Origin of the sequence: Lentzea sp. NPDC004782, assembly GCF_040609115.1 — a bacterium.
Lineage (GTDB): Bacteria > Actinomycetota > Actinomycetes > Mycobacteriales > Pseudonocardiaceae > Lentzea.
Genome location: NZ_JBEXJN010000057.1, coordinates 1 through 16806, shown reverse-complemented (window position 1 = coordinate 16806; position 16806 = coordinate 1). Strand labels below are relative to the sequence as shown.

Genomic DNA, 16806 nt, shown 5'->3' with positions numbered 1-16806 from the left:
CGGCCGAAACCGTTGACGTATTCCCGCTATGGCAATTCACCGCACTATCTCGCAACTGATCAAATCAGCAGGATCGACTGGGTGAGAGATGTTCGTCACCCGAACGAAAGTAGATCTTCATGCTTACGCTGAGATCCTCGCGTCTGGTCGGAGCAAGCGCGGTCGCGATTGCTCTGATCGGCGCCTCCGCGGTATCGGCGAATGCCGAACCCATTGCCGTGCGGGCCGTTTCCGGAGCCATTCCGGGAAGCTATGTCGTCGTCCTGAAAGACAACACGATCACCGCTTCGGCCGCGCTGGCCGGCAGGTACGGCGGCACGGTCACGGCCACCTGGCAGCACGCCCTGCACGGTTTCGCCGCGCGGATGAGCGCGGCCCAGGCCGCCCGCCTCGCGAAGGACCCGGCCGTGTCGTACGTCCAGCAGGACGGCGAAGTCCACCTCACCGACTCGCAGCAGAGCCCGCCGTCGTGGGGCCTCGACCGGGTCGACCAGCGGCAGAACGCGCGGGACAGCCGGTACACGTTCGAGTCACGTGCGGCGAACGTGCGCGCCTATGTGATCGACACCGGCATCAGGACGAGCCACGCCACGTTCGGCGGCCGGGCTGCTTGGGGCACGAACACCACTGGGGACAACAACAACACCGACTGCAACGGGCACGGCACGCACGTCGCCGGGACCATCGGTGGCGCCGAGTACGGCATCGCGAAGAACGTGAACCTGGTCGCCGTCAAGGTGCTGAACTGCTCGGGTTCCGGATCGTGGACGGGCGTGATCAGCGGCATCGACTGGGTGACCGCCAACGCCGTGCGGCCCGCTGTCGCCAACATGAGCCTGGGCGGTGGGGCGAACGCCGCGGTCGACCAGGCCGTGCGGAACTCGATCGCGTCGGGCGTCACCTACGCCATCGCCTCCGGCAACAGCAACGCGGACGCGTGCAACTTCTCCCCTGCCAGGGTGACCGAGGCGTTGACCGTCAACAACTCCGACGTCAACGACCGCCGCGCCTCCTCGTCCGACTTCGGCTCCTGCACCGACCTGTTCGCGCCCGGAACGGGCATCACATCGGCGTGGAACACCAGCGACACGGCGTCGAACACGATCAGCGGCACGTCGATGGCGACCCCGCACGTGGCGGGCGCGGCGGCGCTGTGGCTGGCGAACCACCCGTACGACACCCCGCCGCTCGTGGCGAACGCGTTGCTCACCAACGCGACCCCGAACGCGATCACGGATCCGGCCGGCTCGCCGAACCTGCTGCTGTACGCGCCGGTCTCCGACGGCGTGACGGACACCAAGGCGGACTACAACGCCGACGGGCGCGGCGACATCGCGTTGAACGGTGTACCCGGCTGGGGCTCGATCCCGACCGCGTTCTCCAACGGCAACGGCGCGTTCGGCGTCACCAACGCGGGTGTGCCGGACTTCGCCACCTGGTCGAGCACGCCCGGCGTGAAGCTGCTGACCGGTGACTTCAACGGCGACGGCCGCACCGACATCGCGCTGACCGGCCCCTCCGGCTGGGGCTCCATCCCGGTCGCGTTCTCCAACGGCGACGGCACGTACACCATCACGAACGCCGGGGTGCCCGACTTCCCGGTCTGGGCGACCACACCGGGCGTCAAGATCGTCACCGGTGACTTCAACGGCGACGGCCGCACGGACATCGCACTGGCGGGCGGTGCCGGCTGGGGCTCCGTGCCCGTCGCGTTCTCCAACGGCAACGGGACGTTCAGCGTCACCAACGCCGGCGTCGGGGACTTCGCGACCTGGGCGAACACGCCGAGCGTGAAGCTGGTGGCCGGCGATGTGAACGGCGACGGACGTACCGACATCGCACTGACCGGTGTGCCGGGCTGGGGTTCGATCCCCGTCGCGTTCGCCAACGGTGACGGCTCGTTCAGCATCACGAACGCGGGTGTCGGGAGCTTCCCCGGATGGGCGGCGACACCGAACGTCAAGGTGCTCACCGGCGACTTCAACGGCGATCGGCGGATGGACTTCGCGTTGACCGGCGTGCAGGGCTGGGGCTCGATCCCGGTGGCCTTCTCCAACGGTGACGGCTCGTTCAGCGTCACCAACGCGGGTGTCGCGGACTTCCCGGCCTGGGCGACGACGGCGGGCGTCCGGATCGTGGCCAAGGACTTCAACGGCGACGGCCGCACGGACATCGCGCTGACCGGTGGCCTGGGCTGGGGCTCGATCCCGGTCGCGTTCTCCAACGGCAACGGCACGTTCGGCGTCACCAACGCCGGTGTCGCGGACTTCCCCACGTGGGCGAACTCTCCGGGCGTCGAACTCGTGGCGCGTGACTTCAACGGCGACGGCAGGACGGACCTGGCGCTGACCGGTGTCGCCGGCTGGGGCTCGATCCCGGTGGCGTTCTCCAACGGCAACGGCACGTTCGGCGTCACCAACGCCGGCGTCGCGGACTTCCCGACCTGGGCGGCGACCCCGGCGGCGTCGATCCTCTGACCGAGGCCGCGACAACAACGATGAACGGCGCATTTGTCCACCTGAGGTGTACGAATGCGCCGTTCATCGCTCTGCCGCGTGGTCTGCTCAGGCCGCGTGGCGCTCCGCCGGGTCGTTCGCCAGGAGGAACTCGCGCAGTCCCACCAGGTCGTCGGTGTTGATCTGGTCTACGTCGGCGGCGATCAGCTCGCGCCACACCGCCTCCCGCGGTGCTCCGGCCACGTCCGGCGTGGCCCAGAACCGCACCCGGTACCCGGCGGCATGCGCTTGCGCGACGATGCGGCGCAGCTTTTCCCGTTCCAGTGCCGGAATCGGGCCTGCTCCCTGCCACGTGAAGTGGTTCGTCCAGTTGTCGCTGACCAGCGGCATGAACGTGGCCGGTGTGCCGGTGCCGAGATCGCTCAGCCGCCCGTCGTACCCGGCGAGGCGGCGGCGCTGGGCGAGCATGTCCTCACGCGGCCGGTTCCCGCTGATGACCACCTCGACCGGGCCACGCCGTTCGTGACCGTTGGTCCACTGGGTGAACATGGGACGGAACTCGCGCAGCGCCTCGTCCACCGCGCGGTAGGTGGAGGGCCCGTCGCTCTTCACGTCGACGAGCAGCTGCAGGGAACCGCGCCAGTGCGGGTAGACGCTGCCCCTGTTGGCGCGCACCCGCTCGGCGAGCGGCTGGAGGTAGAGGCTGCGCAGGGTGCGGCCCGGTCGCGTGCCGGCCAGGTCGTGTGCCACGCGGAGCTCGCCGTCCACCAGCCACACGTCGGCCTCCACCGACCCGAACCCGTTGTCGAGGGCGTCGTCCAGCGGACGAGTGTGCTCGTAGTCGTTGTGCGCATGCGCGCGTTCGAGCGGCTGCACGGGTGCCGCTGCGGCAACCGCGGGCGAGGGCACGCCGGCGGCAACAGCCCCGAGCAGCGCCAGGAGAACGGACAGCGTCGATCGCTTCATTGATTCCCTTTCTCTGCTCACCGGGCACGGGCGATGCTGCCACCACCGGCGCGCTTCGTGATCGACGATTGGGCGAACTGCCGTGGAAATCAGAGCGTGGTGTGTTCGGCCACGCGCCCGCCGATCGGCTGAGCACCACCAGCCGGTCGGCGGGGCGCAGGGGCCGGGTCACCGATGTCCGCGGGTGGTCCCCCGCGACGAACATTGACGGTGAGCAAAGGAGATCACCATGGACCAGCACGACCGCGACCTCATCCTCGGCCTCGCCAACCGTCTGCGGCAGGCGCCTCCGGTGGCGCAGGACCCGCAGGCCGCCGAGCTGATCGCGCAGCAGATCGCGTCCCAGCCGAACGCCGTCTACCTGCTCGTGCAGGCCGTTCTGCTGCAGGAGGAGGCGCTGAAGCAGGCCCAGGCGCGGACCGCCGCCGCTCCCCAGCCCGCCTTCACCCCGAACCCCAACCCGGCCTTCGCCCCGCAGCCCGGTTACAACCCCGCGTTCGCGCCGCAGCCCGGCTACAACCCCGCATTCGGCCAGCAGGCCGGCTACGGGCAGAACCCGGCGTACGGGCAGCAGCCCCGGCAGGGCGGTGGCTTCCTGAAGACGGCGGCCGCGGCCGCCGCGGGTGTCGCGGGTGGCGCGCTGCTGGTCGCGGGTGTGAACGAGCTGTTCAGCGACGACCAGCAGAGTCACGTCCAGGAAGCCCAGGGCGAGGACGAGGGTTTCGGTTTCACCGACCTGTTCTGAGCTCGGGCAGGCATCGCAGCACGGCGTCCGCCACGGCGGCAGGGTCGTCGAGCTGCATCATGTGCGACGCCTCCGGCACGAGGCGATGCACGCCGCGCGGTGCAAGGCCGGCCATCGATTCGTGGACGGCCACGACGCTTCTCCGCGCACCCGCGGTGAGGACCCACCACGGCACGTCGGGCAACGGATGCGCGCGGCGCAGCGCATCCACCTCGGCGACCAGGTCCGCGTAACCGGCGAGCTCCGCCACGGCGGCGGCGGGCACCGGTGGCCTGCCGAGCACGGCGAGCAACGCGCTGGCGCACCGCGCCGCCACCAAGGCCGCGCCCAGCCGCACGAGTGCGGTGGCGAGCACCGCGCCGGCGTCGAACGGCCGGCCGGCTCCCGGTGGCGCGAGGCTCGGATCGACGAGCACGACGCCCCGCACGCGCTCGGGCCGCAGCCGCGCGAACGCCTCCACGTGCAGCCCGGCGAGTGAATGCCCCACGACGACCGCGGGTTCACCAGCACCGAGCACCGCGTCCAGCACCGCCACCTCACGCCGCGCCGAGGGTGGCTGCGGTGACGGCGTGCTCGCGCCGGTTCCAGGACGGTCGAACCGCAGCACCCGCGCTCTGGGCGACAACAGCTCCGTCACGGCGTCCCAGTCGGCGATCGCGCCGGCCAGCCCGCACGTCAGCACGACCGGCGGCGCGTCCGCCGGTCCGTCCGTCACGACGTGCACATCCGAACCCAAGACGTGGACCACGGGACACAGCATGCCGCAAGGGGGTGAGGGTGGTTGATCACCGTCCTCACGAGCCGGACGAGCGATCATCCGAACAGGACGTCCTTTGTAGAGGCGCATGCCGCGTGCGATACGGCCGACCGGCGCAAGTCGAACCGCGTTCGAGTCGAACGATCATCGAATAGGGCTCCTGAATGGACCTTGCTCCGAACGGGTATGTTTGCTCGATTCCTTGCGACGTAGGGTGATCCGGTCACGTACGAGGGGAAATCGTCGAATGAACATCGAAACGGCGTTGAAAGAAGCAATGACCATCAGCGGGGCACTGGGCGTCGCGCTCGTGGACTACGACAGCGGGATGTCCCTCGGCACGATGGGCGGTGGCGACTGGCTGAACCTGGAGGTGGCGGCGGCCGGCAACACCGATGTCGTGCGCGCCAAGCAACGGGTGATCTCGGCGCTCAAGCTGAACGACGACATCGAGGACATCCTGATCACCCTGCAGCGGCAGTACCACCTGATCCGCCTGCTGGGATCGTCCAACCGGGGCAGTTCGCGGCTCTTCCTCTACCTGGTGCTGGACCGGGAGCGGTCCAACCTGGCCCTGGCGAGGCACAGCCTCAGGTCCATCGAAGCCGACCTGACGGTGTGACGGGGATGTCCGGTGCGCTGCCCACGCGCAAGCGCGGACTGACCCTGGCGCCGCACGAACCGACGACCCGGCCTCCGTCCGGTGCCGACGCGAAGACGATGACCAAGGCGTTGCTGGAGATCCACGCCGACATCGACGCCGTCGCGATCAACGGCGTGCTCGTCGCGACGCGGGACGGCCTGGTGCTGTGCGGCGTCACGCGTGACGTCGAGACCGACGGCGTGGCGGCGATGGCCGCGGCGGCCGCCGGTCTGGCGAGCCAGTTCACCGCGCAGGCGGGGATCGGTGGCACGCGAGCGGTGTTCTTCGAGGGCGACGACGGCCAGGTCGGCGTGTTCCCCGTGGACGCCGACGCGTTGCTGGTGGTGTTCGGCTCGCGCGACACCACGATGGGCATGTTCAACGTCGTGGCGAAGCAGGCGTTGTCGTTGCTGCAGAACGCTGTCGCGACCGGGCGGAGCTCGTGATCCACTGACGAGCCCCGCACCGGTCGCCCAGCCGGACCGCGCGAACCGGCTGATCTGGAGAGCCGCCACTCCCGGTCAGCCGCGCGGTCACGTCATCCCAGCCGGAAGTCCGCCACCCGGATCGGCGACGGCGTCGTACCGCTGGAGGTCTGCTGGTACTGCACGGAGAGAATCCCCTGGGACGCAACGCGGGACGTGTCCACGTTGACCTCGCCGAACGCCCGCAGCGACGGGCGGTCGAACACGGTCGTCCAGTCCGTCCACCCGCTCGCCCGGCTCGCCGACACGATCTTCCCGCGCGGCATCACCAGGTACGCGTTGTCCGCGCGGTCGAAGACGATCTTCGTGCGCTGCGTGTGCTCCGGCGGGATCGGGACCTCCATCTTGGTCCACTTCCCGTCCGCGCCGCGGAAGACGTGGAACGCGCGGCCGTACTGGGCGCGCTGCTGGGCGTAGTTCGTGACGCACTGGGTGAACCGGCCCGGCACGTAGCTGATCACCACGTGCGGGCGGCCCTGGGCGTCCACGGCCTGGCTCTCCTGGTTCATCAGGCCGTGGTTCGGGTCGAGCGGGTCGGCGAGAAGGCCGGGTGAGCCGATGCCCACCGGGCTGCCGCCCGTCGTGCCCACCGCGGTGCCCGCGCCGTTGCGCCACGTGCGGCCGCGGTCGTCGCTGTAGACGTAACCGGTGTCGTGGTTCGTGAGCCCACCGGAGTTGCAGAGCACGCCGGAGTTGCCCTCACGCCAAGTGAACGCCGCGTGCAATCGTCCACTGTGGTCATAGGTCAGTCCGTGCAGGTACATGTTGCGCGTGGTCGACACGACCCCGTTCGGCCCGGTGTAGGAGCCGGTCGCGGACGTCCACGCGCCGAGCTTGCGCCACACGCCGCCGTCGTACTCGGCCAGTTCGTTGACGCCGTTGCCGGAACCGCCGGTGCGGTAGCTGAACTGCAGACCGCCCTCCGGCGTGACGAGGAACTGCGGGTACGTCATCCCGCCGAGCTCGACCCCGCCGAGGGTGCGCTGCACCTCGCCGAACGCGGCCGCGTTCCACTCCCCCGCCCCGTCCGCGAGCCCGGCGGTGGAACGCAGGTAGTACAGCCGCGTGTTGTGCGTGTCCATGGCGACGTGGATCGTGCCGTCCTGCGGCGAGATGCCCAGCGAGATCACGTTGTGCGAGTCGTCGACGCTGAGCTGGTGCGGCAGGACCACGGTCTCCCACCGCGTGCCACCGACCGTGCGCCGGGCGATCACGGCGTTGCGGCTGGCCGTGTACCAGGTGGCGTACTGATGCCCTCGGTAGGTCAGGATCGCGTCCTGTTGGAACGAGTTGTTGTTCACCACGCCGTCGTAGGACACGAAGTACAACGCCGAGGCGTCGAGCAGCGTGTCGGACACCAGGCTGGCACCTGGCTGCGCCTGCGCGACGCCCGGCATGCCGAATGCGGCGACGACGGCGGCGGCCGTCACCAGGCGGGCGGAGGACGTGACCATGGACGGCAGCGTGGTTTCGAACAAAATCGAACGCAAGGGGGCGTTCAGTTCGATAACACCCCGAAGTCTGTGATCGATACGGACCTCCCGGCCCCTTGTCGGCCTCCAGCACCGACTGTTCACTTGTGTTCAGTTATGTCTGAACATGGAGGTTCAGCGTGCGGCACGTGACGGTTCTTGCGGCAGTGCTGTCGATTGTGACGGGCGCGGTGACACCGACCGCCGCCGCTGCCGACCCTCCCCCGGACGTGCACACCTACCTCGAGAACCCGCGCATGATCGCCGAGGGACAGCAGCCGCACCACGCGTTCCTGCGCCCGTATGCCGACGTCAGGTCCGCTGCACGCCGTGACGAACGCACGCCGTTCACGCTGTCGCTGGACGGGAAGTGGCGCATCGCCATGGCGGACCGGCCGGCCGACGTGCCCGCGCGGTTCTACTCCGACGGCTACGACACCTCCGGCTGGCGCACGGTCACGGTGCCGCACACGTGGCAGACCGACGGCCTTGACCACCCGATCTTCCGCAACATCGCCACCGAGGTGCAGCCGGACGACCCGCCCCGCGTGCCGCGCGACATCAACCCGACCGGCGCCTACGCCCGTGACTTCGACCTGCCCGCGAACTGGGTGAAACGCGAGACCTTCCTGCGCTTCGAGGGCGTGACGTCGGGTTACTTCGTGTGGGTCAACGGGAAGTACGTGGGCTACGACCAGGGCGGCTACTCCCCCGCCGAGTTCGACATCTCCCCGGTGCTGCGGCCGGGCCGCAACCGGATCGCCGTGCAGGTGCACCGCTGGGGCGCCGGTTCCTACCTGGAGGACTACGACCAGTGGCGCTACAGCGGCATCTTCCGCTCGGTGTCGCTGTACTCGACGCCCGCCACGTTCATCCAGGACGTCACGCTCAGGACCGATCTCGACGCCACCTACACGGACGCGACGCTCACCGCGGACGTCGAGCTCGGTGGCAGCGCCGACGGGCACCGCGTCACGGCCGGCCTGCGCGACCCGCGCGGCAGGGAGGTCGGTTCCGCGAGCCAGGACGTGTCCGGCAGCACGGCACGGCTGACCATCCCGGTCCGCGACCCTGCCAAGTGGACGGACGAGACACCGAACCTCTACACGGTCGTGCTCACCCTCACCGGTCCGGACGGGCAGCAGCACATCACCAGTGAGACCACCGGTTTCCGCAAGATCGAGATCCGCGACCGGACGTTGCTGGTCAACGGCAAACGCGTGCTGTTCAAGGGCGTCAACCGCGCGGAGACCAACGCCGACCACGGCCGGCACGTGCCGCGCCCGGCGCAGGAACGCGACGTCGAGCTGATGGAACAGCTCAACGTCAACGCCGTCCGCACCTCGCACTACCCGAGCGACCCGTACTTCTACGAGCTCGCCGACCGCCACGGCATCTGGATCGACGACGAGGTCGACATCGAGACGCACGACCACGAGAACTGCGCGCGGTGGTGCGAGGCGAACCAGCCCGAGTGGCGTGACGCGTTCATGGACCGCATGATCGCGATGGTCGAGCGCGACAAGAACCACCCGAGCGTCTTCATGTGGGACACCGGCAACGAGGCCGGTCTCGGCGCGCACCACTACGACATGGCGAAGTGGGTCAAGGCCTACGACCCGTCGCGGCCGGTCTACCACCAGTCCAACAACCCCGACGGCGACGCGCCGTTCGCCGACGTGTGGGGCCCGCGCTACCCGTCACCGGAACGGCTCGCCGAGCAGGCGAAGAGCACGACCAAGCCGCTGATCCTCGGCGAGTACGCGCACGCGATGGGCAACAGCCTCGGCAACTTCCGCGAGTTCTGGGACGTCATCCGCGCCAACCCGCAGACCCAGGGCGGGTTCATCTGGGACTGGGCCGAGCAGAACATCCGGCAGAAGACCCGCACCACGCCCGACACGTCCGGCAACGACATCACCGCACTGCTGTCCGGCGCGCCGAAACTCGTCGACGGCCATCGCGGGAAGGCGTTGTCGTTGTCGGGGCTCGACGACTTCGTCGAGGTCTACCGCGACCGCAAGCTCGACATCACCGGCACCGCGCTCACCCTGGACGCGTGGGTGAAGCCGGGCAGGTGGACCGGCCAGTTCCCGATCATCGCCAAGGGCGACCACCAGTGGACGCTCAAGATGAAGAACGAGACCACGTTGGAGTTCTTCATCCACAGCGGCACGTGGCGAGCGGTGCAGGCCAAGGTGCCCGCCGGCTTCTACGGCAACTGGCACCGGGTCAGCGGCACCTACGACGGCACCGCGGTGCGCCTGTACATCGACGGCGCGGAGGTCGCCAGTCTGCCGTTCACCGGCGCGATCGACTACTCGGCGGCCGACGTGAACATCGGCCGCGACTTCGAGATGTCGTGGACCGACCCGTCCACCGTCGGCAGGCTGGCCAGCGGTGACGTGGACGACGTGCGCATCTACGACCGGGCGCTGTCCGCCGACGAGCTCAAGGCGGCCACCCCGGCCGGTGGCGCCGTGCTGGCGCTGGACTTCGACCGCGTCCAGGAACGCGGCACCCACCTGGCGTACGGATCGACGCTGTCCGGTGTGGACGGTCTGATCGGCTCGGACCGCACGCCGCAACCGGAGACCGCGCAGCTGGCCTGGGTGCACCAGCCGTTGCGGTTCGCCTACGCCGGCGGCGTGCTGTCGGTGACGAACGAACGCCAGTTCACCGGCACCGACGACCTCACCCTGCGCTGGCGGGTCACCGAGGGGTCCCGCACGGTCGCGGACGGCGCGCAGCCGCTTCGGGTCGCGGCGGCCACGACCGGCACGATCCCGTTGCCCGCCAAGGCATCCGACCGCGAGCGGTTCCTCACCGTCGAAGCGGTCACACGGGATCGGCACGTGCTCGCGCACGACCAGTTCCCGCTCGGCGGCACCCGCATCCCCGGCCTGGACCGCACCCCGCTCGACTGGGCGGCCGTGTTCACCCACGACGACGCGGACGAGGTCATCGCGACCGCGGCCGGCACGACCTACACCGTGGACAAGAAGTCCGGCGCGCTGACGTCGATCAGGTCGTGGGGCCGGGAGCTGCTGGCCAGCGGACCGAAGCTCGACGCGTGGCGAGCGCCGATCAGCAACGAGACGTACACGTGGGGCCGGGCCGAGGGCGAGGACTGGCGGCGTGCCGGCCTCGACCGGCTGGAGACCACCGTGACGGGTGTCCACGTGGAGAAAGACCGCAAGACCGTCCGGATCGTCGTGGACAGCAGGGTCGCCGCACCCGGCGTGGCCGGGGCCTGGTTCGACCAGACCATGGTCTACGCGATCGACTCCGCCGGCGTGCTGAACCTCGGGCACAAGGTGACCCCGCAGGGCGCCATGCGCACGCTGCCGTACCTGCCGCGCATCGGCGTCCAGCTGTCCGTGCCCGACCGGTACTCGACCTTCTCGTGGTACGGCCGCAAGGCGGAGAGCTACGGCGACCGCAGGGACGGCACCCCGATCGGCGTGCACTCGTCGAAGGTGGCCGACCAGTACGTCGAGTACCACCGCCCGCAGGACCACGGCAACCACACCGACACCCGGTGGGCGCTGCTCACCGACGGCCGAACCTCGGGCCTGCTGGTGTCGGGCGCCCGCGACGTCAGCGTCACGCAGTACGACGACATCGAGCGCGCCGCGTACCCGTTCATGTTGCAGCGCAACAAGGGTTACTACACCCTGCACGCCGACAACGCCGTGACCGGTGTCGGTGACACGCCGAACCCGGTGCGGCAGCGCTACCAGGTCCGGCCGGACAGCACCTACGAGTACACGCTCACGATGCGGCCGCTCACCTCGCAGGAGGCCTGGACGGGCCGCCCGGCGGGCGCCTGAGACAGGTGTGCCGGTGCCGAGCGGCGGGCCGGCACCGGCACACCAACCAGCTCCGCTGTGGACAGTCCGCCGGCTCCGCCAGGCGCGCGTCGAGACCTACGGGAAGTCTCGTCCGCAACCCGTCTGCCGGACCATTACGTGGATGAAGGGCGCCTTGCTCCACCTGGTGTGGATGAAGGCGCCCTTCATCCACCTCACCAGACGGCGAGTCGCGAACGACACAGCCACATCTCCGCCAGAGCCGGGATGCGGCTGTTCTACCGTCTCAGTCCGCCCAGGGCAGCAGGACCATCTTCCCCGTGCTCTGCCGCCCCTCCAGCAGCCGGTGCGCCTCGGCCGCCGCCGACAACGGCAGCTGCGGACCGAGGACGAGCCGCAGCCGGCCCTCGCGCACGAAGCCGACCAGCTCTTCCAGTGCCGACGCCAGCTCGGAACGGGCGTGGACGAAGTAGAACTGCAGAGCGAACAAGGTGAACGACAGGTTCATCAGGACCTGATTGGGCAGTCCGTTCATGAAGTCGATGACCGGCATTTCCCCGTTCGCCGTGCCGTACACCGCGAGACGGCCGAACGGCGCCAGGCTGGCCGCCGCCTCGCTGAGCATCTCACCGCCGCCGGAGAGCAGCACCGCGTCCACGCCCCGGTCGCCGGTTGTGCGCAGGACTTCGTTGTGCCACCTCGGTTGCGTGTAGTCGATCACCGAGTCGGCGCCCAGGCCGAGCACCAGTTGCCGTTTCTCCGGCGTGCTCGCCGCGCCTACGACCTGGCCCGCTCCCATGATTCTGGCCAGCTGCACGACGAGCGAGCCGACGCCGCCCGCGGCGGCGAGCACGAGGACGGAGTCGTTCTTGGTGAGCCGGACGCCGTCGCGCAGCATGAGATAGGCGGTCAGGCCCTGCACCAGCAGCGCCGTCGCCTCCGCGAACCCGATGCCGGGCGGCAGCGGGAACACCTCACCGGCCGGCGCTGCGACGTACTGGGCGTAACAGCCGGAGCGGGCGGGGTGGGTGATCCCGAAGACCCTGTCCCCGGCGTGCAAGCCGGTGACCTCGCCGCCGACCGCCACCACCACTCCCGAGAACTCTCCGCCCAGGACGTAGGGCAGCGGGGTGGCCACCGGGTAGTAGCCGCCGCGTCGCCGTTCGGTGTCGGCGAAGTTGATTCCCGCCGCCTCGTTGCGAATCAGGACTTCGTTCGCGCGAATCGCGGGTACGGGCAGGTCTTCGCAACTGAGCACGTCCGGTGAACCCTGTCGGGAGATCCGGACCGCTTTCATCGTCTCGATCGGCATGAACACCCCTTCAGCTGGCCTGTCTCGATCATGCTGACCGGCACGACCGGTGACCAACATCAATACGTGCACGCAACGATCGAGGATTTCGATGCGAGGCGTCAGCGAGGGCCGAGGCGGGCGAGTGCCAGTCGCAGGAACGCCTGGGCCGCAGGGGAAGCAGGCGCCGGCGCTCGGCAACTGAGTGCCAGCGGGATCAGCGCCTGAGGATCGTCGATGTGCAGCACGCAGTCGGCGAGGTCGGCCGGGACGACGGCATTCGCCACGGGCCGCGGCACCACGGTGACGCCGATCCCCTCCACGGCCAGTGACGTGAGATCGGCGGCGCTCTGCAACGCGCACGTGCCACGACGCCGCGTGCGGGCCCGGTCGAACGCGGCGTCCACCTGAAGCCGCAGCGAGGTGCCCTGGCTGCATTCGAGGAAGCGCTCGTCCGCCAGCTGTGCCAGGTGCGCGACACCGGTTCCCCGCAGCGGATGCCGCCGGCCGACGACGATCACGAGTGGCTGCAACCGAAGCAGGTGGTGCGAAAGCTCCGCGGGCAACTGGTGTTCGTGCAGGCCCAGCACCGCGATGTCGAGCTCACCGGTCAGGAGATGGCTCACCGCCGTCACACCGCCCACATCGGACATGAGGAGCTCGACCTCGGGGCAGGTTTCCTGGAACTCCCTCAACAGCCCGAGCACGTCGAGGTCCGAGGCCGTGATCATCGGCGAACCGACGCGCAGGCGCCCGTGGACGCGTCCGCCGAGCGCGGCGATCTCGGCGGAAGCCTCCTGAACGGACCGCAGCACACCTCGTGCGCAGGCGACGAACACCTCCCCCGCCGCGGTCAGTTCGACCCGGCGGCTGGTGCGGTTGAACAACCGCGCTCCCACCTCGCGTTCCAGCTGGTTGATCTGGTGGCTGAGACCGGACTGCGCGATGTGGTAGCGCTCGGCGACCCTGGTGAAGCTCAGCTCGTCGGCTATCGCGACCGCGTACTCCATCTGCCGCAGATCCACCGGAAGCTCCGATCACCAGTCACGATCAACAAGAGATCGACTGAACTCTAGGCAGGTAGCCGGAAGTCGTGTTCGCAACTCGCCGTCTGGTGAGGTCGATGAAGGGCGCCTTCCTCCACCTGGTGTGGATGAAGGCGCCCTTCATCCACACCAGGCCTTTCACCTCGCGGCAGCAGCCGTGGTGCGAGTCCGGCCCCGTTCACGCGCTCATCATGTGGGAGCGCTCCCAGATTTCACCCTTTCATCCGTGTTGCCAAAACGTGGGTGATGATGCTTCACGCCACCCGCGACCCAGCGGGCACGCGCACCAGGATTCACCTATAACCGCATGTAGACCGGGCTTCGGCTGATACGGCGAGCACAGTCGGCCATCAACCTTGGTTACGGGCGCATCAAGATTCCTTGACACCCCGGAGCGCACTCGATCACACTTCCCGGGTCTGGGAGCGCTCCCAGAAACCGCCGCCGAGACCAGAGGAGTTCTCCAGTGCCTCCCCGCCGTTTCATCAGCGTGCTGGCGTGTGCCGCCATGTCCGCTGCCACCGTGACCGCCTGCGGTTCAGGCAGTGCGACGAACCAGACAGCCGACGGCAAGACCGAGCTGACCGTCGCCACGTTCAACGAGTTCGGGTACGAGGACCTGTTCAAGGAGTACGAGGCCGCGCACCCGGACGTGAAGATCACGCAGCGCAAGTCCGGCCAGGCCGCTCCCCACCACGAGAACCTGTTCACCAAGCTCGGCGCCGGGTCCGGACTCGCCGACGTCGAGGCGATCGAGGAGGGCTACCTCTCCCAGGTCATGTCGAAGGCCGGGCAGTTCAACGACCTCAAGGAGATCGGCCCGAAGGACGCCACGAGCGACCGCTGGCTGAAGTGGAAGGCCGACGCCGCCACCACCAAGGACGGCAAGCTGATCGGGTACGGCACGGACATCGGCCCGCTGGCCATGTGCTACCGCAAGGACCTGTTCGAGAAAGCCGGTCTGCCCTCGGACCCCGAGGCCGTGAAGGCGCTGTTCGCGACGTGGGACAGCTACTTCGCCGCCGGTGACCAGTTCATCGCCAAGAGCGGTGGCGTGGCCTGGTTCGACAGCTCCGCCCAGATCTTCAACGCCATGCACAACCAGCACGAGGTCGGCTACTTCGACAAGAGCGACAAGCTGGTCGTCGAGTCCAACCCCGCGATCAAGGCCGACTGGGACGCGGTGACGAAGGCGGTGGCGAAGGGCCAGTCGGCGAAGCTCGCGGCGTGGAGCAACGAGTGGAACACCGGCTTCAAGCTGGGCTCGTTCGCCACCAAGACGTGCCCGTCGTGGATGCTCGGTGTCATCGAGACGCAGGCGGGTCCGGAGAACAAGGGCAAGTGGGCGGTCACCGACGCGTTCCCCAACGGCGGCGGCAACTGGGGTGGTTCGTACCTGACCGTGCCGAAGCAGAGCAAGAACGCGAAGAAGGCCGCCGAGCTCGCGGCCTGGCTGACCGCGCCGGAGCAGCAGATCAAGGCGTTCCAGGCCAAGGGCACGTTCCCGAGCCAGGTCAAGGCGCTCGAAGCCCCGGCGTTGCTGGAGAAGACGAACGCCTACTTCGGTGACATCAAGGCGGGCGCGCTGTTCGCCGCACAGGCGAAGAAGGTCGCGGCGGCGCAGTACAAGGGCCCGAAGGACGGCCAGATCCAGGACAACGTGTTCAGTCCGGCACTGCAGTCCCAGGAACAGGGCAAGAGCGCCGACGAGGCCTGGAAGACCGCGGTCGCCGAGGCGCAGAAGGCGGCCAAGTGACCGCCCTCCTCACAAAAGAGGTGGAGCGCGAGCGGGCCGGCACGGCCCGCTCGCGGCCTCCACGCCGTCATCGCTGGTCCAAACTGGACAGCAAGGTGTCGCCGTACCTGTTCGTCGCGCCGTTCTTCGTGCTGTTCGGCGCGGTCGGGGTGTTCCCGTTGCTGTACACGGCCTACGTGTCGTTGTTCGACTGGGAGCTGGGTGCGGACGACCCGAAGTTCATCGGCGTCGAGAACTACCGGACGCTGGTCGCCGACGGGCAGTTCTGGAACGCGCTGATCAACACCGTCAGCATCTTCCTGCTGTCCAGCGTGCCACAGGTGATCATCGCTGTGGTGCTCGCCGCGCTGCTCGCCGGCAACCTCCGCGCCAGGACGGTGTGGCGGATGGGCGTGCTGCTGCCCTACGTCGCGTCGCTGGTCGCGTTGACGATCATCTTCGGCAACCTGTTCGGGACGCAGTACGGACTGGTGAACGCCGTGCTCACCACGTTCGGCATCGGCCCGATCGACTGGCAGGCCGACACGTTCGGCAGCCACGTCGCCATCGCGTCGATGGTGAACTGGCGGTGGACCGGCTACAACGCGCTGATCGTGCTCGCCGCGATGCTCGCGATCCCCCGCGACCTGTACGAGGCCGCGCGGGTCGACGGCGCCGGTGCCGTGCGGCAGTTCTTCAGCATCACCCTGCCGATGCTCAAGCCCACGCTGATCTTCGTGATCGTCACGTCGACCATCGGCGGTCTGCAGATCTTCACCGAGCCGAAGATGTTCGACCCGGCCGGCGGCAACGGCGGCGGCTCGCAGCACCAGTTCCAGACCGTCGTGCTCTACCTGTACCAGACGGCGTTCCAGCAGCTCGACCTCGGCTACGCCTCCGCCCTCGCGTGGACCCTGTTCCTGATCATCATCGGGGTCGCCGGGTTCAACTTCTGGCTCACCAGGAAGGCCGTGCGATGAAGCGTCCGTCCTTTGTGGTCTACGGCTTCCTCGCGGCGTTCGTGCTCGGGTCGGCCTTCCCGTTCTACTGGTCGTTCCTGGTCGCGAGCCGTGACGGCGCCGCGGTCAACGGCGACTTCTCGCTGATCCCCGGCGGGCACTTCTTCACCAACGCCGCACGCGTGTTCAACGCCATCCCGTTCTGGAAAGCACTCGGCAACAGCTTCATCGTGTCCGGCACCGTCACCGTCTCGGTCGTGCTGCTCTCCGCACTGGCCGGGTTCGCCTTCGCCAAACTGCGCTTCCGCGGCCGCGGAATCCTCTTCGTGTTCGTCGTCGCCACACTCGCCGTACCGACCCAGCTCGGCATCATCCCCCTCTACATGGCGATGGCCGAGTTCGGCTGGGCAGGCGAGCTCGAAGCCGTCATCGTGCCCAA

Annotated in this window: 12 protein-coding genes and 1 pseudogene; 8 read left to right on the top strand and 5 right to left on the bottom strand. The window is 68.8% G+C overall.

What is annotated here, in order from left to right; all coding sequences use genetic code 11:
- The first annotated feature begins 119 nt into the window (after positions 1-119).
- Entirely contained in the window at positions 120-2477 is a 2358-nt protein-coding gene (locus ABZV40_RS36975; protein WP_355452741.1) for an FG-GAP-like repeat-containing protein, read from the top strand.
- An 87-nt stretch (positions 2478-2564) separates the two neighbouring features.
- Here ABZV40_RS36975 and ABZV40_RS36970 read toward each other — a convergent pair whose 3' ends face one another.
- Positions 2565-3422, bottom strand: coding sequence for a phosphatidylinositol-specific phospholipase C/glycerophosphodiester phosphodiesterase family protein (locus ABZV40_RS36970; RefSeq protein ID WP_355452738.1), 858 nt, complete (start codon positions 3420-3422; stop codon positions 2565-2567).
- A gap of 229 nt (positions 3423-3651) precedes the next feature.
- Here ABZV40_RS36970 and ABZV40_RS36965 point away from each other — a divergent pair, with 229 nt between their 5' ends.
- Positions 3652-4167 (top strand): DUF2076 family protein, encoded by a 516-nt coding sequence (locus ABZV40_RS36965; RefSeq protein ID WP_355452735.1) that lies wholly within the window; start codon positions 3652-3654, stop codon positions 4165-4167.
- Here ABZV40_RS36965 and ABZV40_RS36960 read toward each other — a convergent pair.
- Positions 4151-4915 carry an alpha/beta fold hydrolase gene (locus ABZV40_RS36960; protein WP_355452733.1) on the bottom strand — a complete coding sequence of 255 codons (765 nt, stop codon included), beginning with the start codon at positions 4913-4915 and terminating at the stop codon, positions 4151-4153. The genes ABZV40_RS36965 and ABZV40_RS36960 overlap by 17 nt on opposite strands.
- Before the next feature lie 256 nt (positions 4916-5171).
- Between ABZV40_RS36960 and ABZV40_RS36955 the strand changes: the two genes are divergently transcribed.
- A complete protein-coding gene (locus ABZV40_RS36955; protein ID WP_355452730.1) occupies positions 5172-5546 on the top strand; it encodes a hypothetical protein in 375 nt (124 codons plus the stop codon).
- Positions 5547-5551: 5 nt separating this feature from the next.
- Entirely contained in the window at positions 5552-6013 is a 462-nt protein-coding gene (locus ABZV40_RS36950) for a roadblock/LC7 domain-containing protein (RefSeq protein ID WP_355452727.1), read from the top strand.
- Positions 6014-6105: 92 nt separating this feature from the next.
- Here the strand turns inward: ABZV40_RS36950 and ABZV40_RS36945 are convergent, their stop codons facing one another.
- Positions 6106-7506: a BNR repeat-containing protein gene (locus tag ABZV40_RS36945; RefSeq protein WP_355452724.1), complete on the bottom strand. Its 1401-nt coding sequence runs from the start codon at positions 7504-7506 to the stop codon at positions 6106-6108.
- 167 nt (positions 7507-7673) lie between these two features.
- On the opposite strand from ABZV40_RS36945, the gene ABZV40_RS36940 reads away from it, so the two are divergent.
- Positions 7674-11357, top strand: coding sequence for a glycoside hydrolase family 2 TIM barrel-domain containing protein (locus ABZV40_RS36940; RefSeq protein WP_355452721.1), 3684 nt, complete (start codon positions 7674-7676; stop codon positions 11355-11357).
- Positions 11358-11622: 265 nt separating this feature from the next.
- Here ABZV40_RS36940 and ABZV40_RS36935 read toward each other — a convergent pair whose 3' ends face one another.
- Complete coding sequence (locus tag ABZV40_RS36935) at positions 11623-12648, bottom strand: zinc-binding dehydrogenase (RefSeq protein ID WP_355452718.1); 1026 nt, start codon at positions 12646-12648, stop codon at positions 11623-11625.
- Between the two features lie 101 nt (positions 12649-12749).
- Positions 12750-13652, bottom strand: coding sequence for a LysR family transcriptional regulator (locus tag ABZV40_RS36930; protein ID WP_355452715.1), 903 nt, complete (start codon positions 13650-13652; stop codon positions 12750-12752).
- A gap of 529 nt (positions 13653-14181) precedes the next feature.
- Between ABZV40_RS36930 and ABZV40_RS36925 the strand changes: the two genes are divergently transcribed.
- From ABZV40_RS36925 to ABZV40_RS36915, 3 genes and pseudogenes are all read left to right on the top strand, one after another.
- Positions 14182-15429: an ABC transporter substrate-binding protein gene (locus ABZV40_RS36925; RefSeq protein WP_355452834.1), complete on the top strand. Its 1248-nt coding sequence runs from the start codon at positions 14182-14184 to the stop codon at positions 15427-15429.
- Positions 15426-16388, top strand: coding sequence for a sugar ABC transporter permease (locus tag ABZV40_RS36920; protein ID WP_355452712.1), 963 nt, complete (start codon positions 15426-15428; stop codon positions 16386-16388). Before ABZV40_RS36925 ends, ABZV40_RS36920 begins: the two co-directional genes overlap by 4 nt.
- Positions 16385-16806, top strand: a pseudogene (locus tag ABZV40_RS36915) (carbohydrate ABC transporter permease); the annotation flags it as partial. The gene ABZV40_RS36920 and the pseudogene ABZV40_RS36915, both read left to right, overlap by 4 nt.